Origin of the sequence: uncultured Arenimonas sp., assembly GCF_963976025.1 — a bacterium.
GTDB lineage: Bacteria > Pseudomonadota > Gammaproteobacteria > Xanthomonadales > Xanthomonadaceae > Arenimonas.
In genome coordinates, this window is sequence record NZ_CAXBJS010000176.1 from 1 (window position 1) to 5,301 (window position 5,301).

4 protein-coding genes are annotated in these 5,301 nt (G+C 68.6%); 1 reads left to right on the forward strand and 3 read right to left on the reverse strand.

Going from position 1 to position 5,301, the window contains the following annotated elements; all coding sequences use genetic code 11:
• Nucleotides 1–926: 3-deoxy-7-phosphoheptulonate synthase (locus tag AACZ35_RS11990; protein ID WP_339829590.1), on the forward strand; the 926-nt coding region annotated here is incomplete at its 5' end.
• 15 nt (nt 927–941) lie between these two features.
• Here AACZ35_RS11990 and AACZ35_RS11995 read toward each other — a convergent pair.
• The 3 genes from AACZ35_RS11995 to typA form a co-directional block, all read right to left on the reverse strand.
• Nucleotides 942–2,534 (reverse strand): amidase, encoded by a 1,593-nt coding sequence (locus AACZ35_RS11995; protein ID WP_339829593.1) that lies wholly within the window; start codon nt 2,532–2,534, stop codon nt 942–944.
• A gap of 47 nt (nt 2,535–2,581) precedes the next feature.
• Nucleotides 2,582–3,298 carry an outer membrane beta-barrel protein gene (locus AACZ35_RS12000; RefSeq protein WP_339829596.1) on the reverse strand — a complete coding sequence of 239 codons (717 nt, stop codon included), beginning with the start codon at nt 3,296–3,298 and terminating at the stop codon, nt 2,582–2,584.
• A gap of 170 nt (nt 3,299–3,468) precedes the next feature.
• Nucleotides 3,469–5,301 (reverse strand): translational GTPase TypA (gene typA, locus AACZ35_RS12005; RefSeq protein WP_339829599.1); only part of this gene is annotated, 1,833 nt, incomplete at its 5' end.

A 5,301-nucleotide genomic window follows, 5' to 3' on the forward strand; every position in this document is an offset into this window, starting at 1 on the left:
AGGCGCGCCTGCCCGATCCGCGGCGCATGGTGAAGGGCCACGCCCGTTCGGCGATGACGATGAATTTCGTGCGTGCGCTCATCGACGGCGGCTTCGCCGACCTGCACCACCCCGAATACTGGGACCTGGGCTGGGTCGGCCATTCGCCGCTGTCGGACGAATACCGGCGCATGGTCGCCGCCGTCGGCGACGCGGTGCGCTTCATGGAAACCATTTCCGGCGACACTCTGCACAACCTCAACCGCGCCGATTTCTACACCTCGCACGAAGCCCTGCTGCTGCCCTACGAAGAGGCGCTGACCCGGCAGGTGCCGCGCCAGTGGGGCTGGTTCAACCTGTCCACGCATTTCCCCTGGATCGGCATGCGCACGGCGGCGATCGACGGCGCCCACGTCGAATATTTCCGCGGCCTGCGCAACCCGGTGGCGGTGAAGATCGGTCCTTCGGTCACGCCCGAGCAGTTGCTCCGGCTGGTGGATGTGCTCAACCCGTCGAACGAACCCGGCCGCCTGGCGCTGATCCACCGCATGGGCGCGGCCCAGGTCGCACAGAAGCTGCCGCCGCTGCTCGACGCCGTGCGTCGCGAAGGCCACCGCGTGCTGTGGATCTGCGACCCGATGCACGGCAACACCGAAAGCACCAGCAACGGCTACAAGACCCGCCGCTTCGACAACATCCGCGGCGAGCTCGAGTCGGCCTTCGACCTGCACGCGGCCGCCGGCACCCGCCTGGGCGGCGTGCACCTGGAGTTGACCGGCGAGAACGTCACCGAATGCACCGGCGGCGCCCGCGAGCTGACCGACACCGACCTGGCTCGCGCCTACCGTTCGACGGTTGATCCGCGCCTGAACTACGAACAGTCGCTGGAGATCGCCATGCTGATCGTGCGCAAGCAGGCCAGCCTGGCGGCGCCGGTCAGCGCCTGAGCCCCGGCGCCGCGGTCAGGGCGCCAGCGTTGGCGTGAATGCCGGCGGGCGGCGGGCTTGGGTGGCCTGTTCAAAGGCGTAGGCCATGGCCAGCAAGTCGGCTTCCGACCAGGCTGGCCCCATGAAGCTCAGGCCCAGCGGCAGGCCCTGCACCTCGCCCATGGGCACGGTGACGCTGGGCGTGCCGGCGACCGCGGCGACGCCGTAGCCGGCGCCGGTGAAGTGGTCGCCCAGCACCGGGTCGGTCGGCCAGGCCGGGCCGGTGGTCGGGGCCACCACCGCGTCGAGCTGCTTTTCGCGCAGCAGCGCCAGCAACCCTTCTTCGCCCGCCAGCCGGCGGGCCTTGGCGTGCGCCTCAAGATAGGCGGGCTCCGTCAGCGGTCCTTTGGCCAGCGCCTGTTCGAACAGTTCCTGCCCGAAGAAGGGCATGGCCCGGTCGGCGTTGTCGCGGTTCCAGGCCACCAGGGCTTCGAGCGAAACCACCGGCGCGCCGCTGTCGGCCAGGTAGCTGTCCAGGCCGTCCTTGAATTCGTAGAGCAGCACTTCGAATTCGGCGCTTCCCCATTGCCGCCAGGTGGCGATTTCCACCGGATCCACGACCTCGGCGCCGGCGGCGCGCAGGGCCTCGATGGCGCGCTCCGTGGCCGCGTCCACGGCCGGGTGGTAGCCCATGGCCTGGCGCAGCACGCCGATGCGCTTGCCGGCCAGGGCCTGCGGGTCCAGGCCGGCCAGGTAATCAGCCGTCTTGCCTTCGGCGCCGGCACCGGCCGGGTCGGCGGGGTCGGCCGCGGCCAGCACCGTCAGCAGCGCCGCCGCGTCGGCCACGGTGCGCGCCATCGGCCCGGCGGTGTCCTGGGAAATCGAGATCGGGATGATGCCGTCGCGGCTGACCAGGCCGACGGTGGGCTTGAGCCCGACCAGCCCGTTCACCGCCGACGGGCACAGGATGCTGCCGTCGGTTTCGGTGCCCACGCCCACGGTCGCCAGGCTGGCGGCGATGGCCGCGCCGGTGCCGGCGCTGGAGCCGCAGGGGTTGCGGTCGAGCACGTAGGGATTGCGGGTCTGGCCGCCGCGGCTGGACCAGCCCGAGGTCGACCGGGACGAGCGGAAGTTCGCCCATTCGCTGAGGTTGGTCTTGCCCAGCACCACCGCGCCGGCGGCGCGCTGGCGCGCCACCAGGTAGGCGTCGTCCGCGGGGCGATGGTCGGCCAGGGCCAGCGAGCCGGCCGAGTTCACCAGGCCGGCCACGTCGATGTTGTCCTTGATCAGCACCGGGATGCCGTGCAGCGGCCCGCGCACCTCGCCGGCGGCACGCTCGGCATCGAGAACGTCGGCCTGGGCCAGCGCATCGGGCGCCAGTTCGATGACGGCGTTGAGCATCGGGCCACCGTCGTCGATGGCGGCGATGCGGTCCAGGTAGGCCTGGGTCAGCTGGCGTGAATCGAACTCGCCCCTGGCCATGCGCCGGCCGGCTTCGGCCACGTCGAGCTCGATGACGTGGATGGCGGCGTTACCGGTCGCTTCGCCCGCGTCGGGCGGGGCGTCTTCGCCGGAGCGTTCGCAGGCCGCGAGCAGCAGCAGGACGGGCAGGGCGAGGGCAGGGCGCATGGCAGGCTCCGGGGACGGTTCCCCGGAGTCTAGCCAAAAGCGAAACTTCAGAACGAGTAGCGCACGCCCACGTTCACCGTGGTGATCTTGCCGAACTCGTAGCCGGCGACCAGGGCGAAGTCAGGCCGGAAATACCAGCGGCCGTTCACGCCGGCCAGGATGTCGGCGTCGAAGGTGTCGGAGCCGTTGGGAGCGATCTCGCCGACCGAGGTATAGCGCAGGTGGCCCTGCAGCTGGACCGAGGGCGTCGCCGCCCAGGTCATGCCGATCTCGCCGCCGGCGCCGCTGTCGTCCACGCCGGCGTCCAGATTGAGGCCGGCGACGCTGACGTCCTTGAACTCGGCGTTGTCGAAGCTGAGGCGGCCGTAGAGATCGACCGTGGACGAAACCGGGTGGGCATAGCCGACGCCGATGCGCCAGCGCACCACATCGAATTCACCGTCGAAAGTGTCGGTGCCGTCCCTGACCTCGAGCTCCTGGCTGGCCGACGAGAACTCGCCGAACACGTGCATGTTCTCGCCGAACTCCCACGCGCCGCCGATAAAGCCACCGCCGCCGGCATCGGTTTCGAGTTCGGCCGTGGGGCCGATGCCCGTGATCGTCCCGGAGTTCTCCACGTCGTTGACGAAGCTGGTGATGAAGCCGCCTTCGAGGTAACTGAAGCCGGGATCCTGCGCCGACGCAGCCATGGGCGCGCCGAGCGCGAGCGCCGCGGCGAGCGCGATCATCTTGCGGGAAGTGAAGAGCTTGTGACGGGTGGACATAGGGGTGCCGCGCTCCGCGAGCCTGGTTGATGATGCGGCGCACTATGTCCGGGCCGGCGTGATTCGAGCGTGAGCGGGGCTTGCCTGCAATGCCTGGATGCCGGCGCGTGGCGCAAAAAAAACGCCCCGCGATCGCGGGGCGTTTTCGGATCCGGAAAACCAGCCGGAAATCAGCCGCGCGAAGCCTTCTTGCGGTCGTTTTCGGTGCGGTGCTTCTTGCGCAGGCGGATCGCGACCGGGGTGATCTCGACCAGTTCGTCGTCGTCGATGAACTCCAGGGCCTGCTCGAGCGAGAACTTGACCGGCGGGATCAGGCCTTCGTCCTTGTCGGTGCCCGAGGCGCGGAAGTTGGTGAGCTGCTTGCCGCGCAGGGCATTGACCGTCAGGTCGTTGTCCTTGGAGTGGATGCCGACGATCTGGCCTTCGTAGATTTCCTCGCCCGGCTCGACCATCAGGCGGCCGCGCTCCTGCATGGCGATCTGCGCATAGGCCGGCGACGGACCGGTGCCGTTGGAAATCAGCACGCCGTTCTGGCGCTGGCCGATCTCGCCTTCCTGCTTCGGCGCGTAGTGGTCGAAGACGTGGAAGAGCAGGCCGGTGCCGGCGGTGATGGTGCGGAACTCGGTCTGGAAGCCGATCAGGCCACGGGCCGGGATAAGGAAGTCGATGCGCACGCGGCCCTTGCCGTCCGGCTCCATGTTCTGGAGGATCGCCTTGCGCTCGCCCAGGCGCTGCATCACGCCGCCCTGGTACTGCTCCTCGAGGTCCACGACCAGCGACTCGAAGGGCTCGGACTTCACGCCGTCGATGTCCTTGATGATCACCTCGGGACGCGACACGGCCAGCTCGTAGCCTTCGCGGCGCATGGTTTCGATGAGGATCGACAGGTGCAGTTCGCCGCGGCCGCTGACCTTGAACTTGTCGGCGTCGGCGGTGTCCTCGACCTTCAGCGCGACATTGTGTTGGGTCTCGCGCATCAGGCGGTCGCGCAGCTGGCGCGAAGTGAGGAACTTGCCGCCGCTGCGGTCCTTGTTGCCGGCGAAGGGCGAATCGTTGACCTGGAAGGTCATGGAGATCGTGGGTTCGTCGACGGTGAGCACCGGCAGCTGCTCGGCGGCGCCGACGTCGCAGACGGTGTCGGAGATGCCCAGGCCTTCGATGCCGGAGATCGCGATGATGTCGCCGGCGCGCGCTTCCTTCACTTCGTGGCGCTCCAGGCCCATGAAGCCCAGCACCTGCAGCACCTTGGCGTTGCGGACCTTGCCGTCGCGCGCGACCACGGTGACCTGCTGGTTGGTGCGGATGGTGCCGCGCTGCACGCGGCCCACGCCGATGATGCCGACGTAGTTGTTGTAGTCCAGCGAGGTGATGCGCATCTGGAACGGGCCGTCCATGTCCACCGGCGGCGGCGCCACCTTGTCGACGATGGTCTGGAACAGCGGGGTCATGTCGCCCGAACGCACGGACTCGTCCATGCCGGCGTAGCCGTTGAGGCCCGAGGCGTAGACGGTGGTGAAGTCGAGCTGTTCGTCGGTGGCGCCCAGGCGGTCGAACAGGTCGAAGGTCTGGTTGAGCACCCAGTCCGGGCGCGCGCCCGGGCGGTCGACCTTGTTGATGACCACGATCGGCTTGAAGCCCATCGCGAAGGCCTTCTGGGTGACGAAGCGGGTCTGCGGCATCGGGCCGTCCATGGCGTCGACCAGGATCAGCACGGAATCGACCATCGACAGCACGCGCTCGACCTCGCCGCCGAAGTCGGCGTGGCCCGGGGTGTCGACGATGTTGATGCGGTATTCCTGGCCGTCCGGCGCGGTCCAGCGGATTGCCGTGTTCTTTGAAAGGATCGTGATGCCACGCTCCTTTTCGATGTCGTTGCTGTCCATCGCGCGCTCGGCGAGCTGCTGGCGTTCACCCAGGGTGTTGGACTGCTTGAGCAGCTGGTCGACCAGGGTGGTCTTGCCATGGTCGACGTGGGCGACGATGGCGATGTTGCGGAGCTTTTC

Excerpts from the sequence above, each read along its gene's own strand:
- AACZ35_RS11995 (WP_339829593.1), bottom strand. The coding sequence starts at position 2,534 with ATGCGCCCTGCCCTCGCCCTGCCCGTCCTGCTGCTGCTCGCGGCCTGC.
- AACZ35_RS12000 (WP_339829596.1), bottom strand. The coding sequence starts at position 3,298 with ATGTCCACCCGTCACAAGCTCTTCACTTCCCGCAAGATGATCGCGCTC.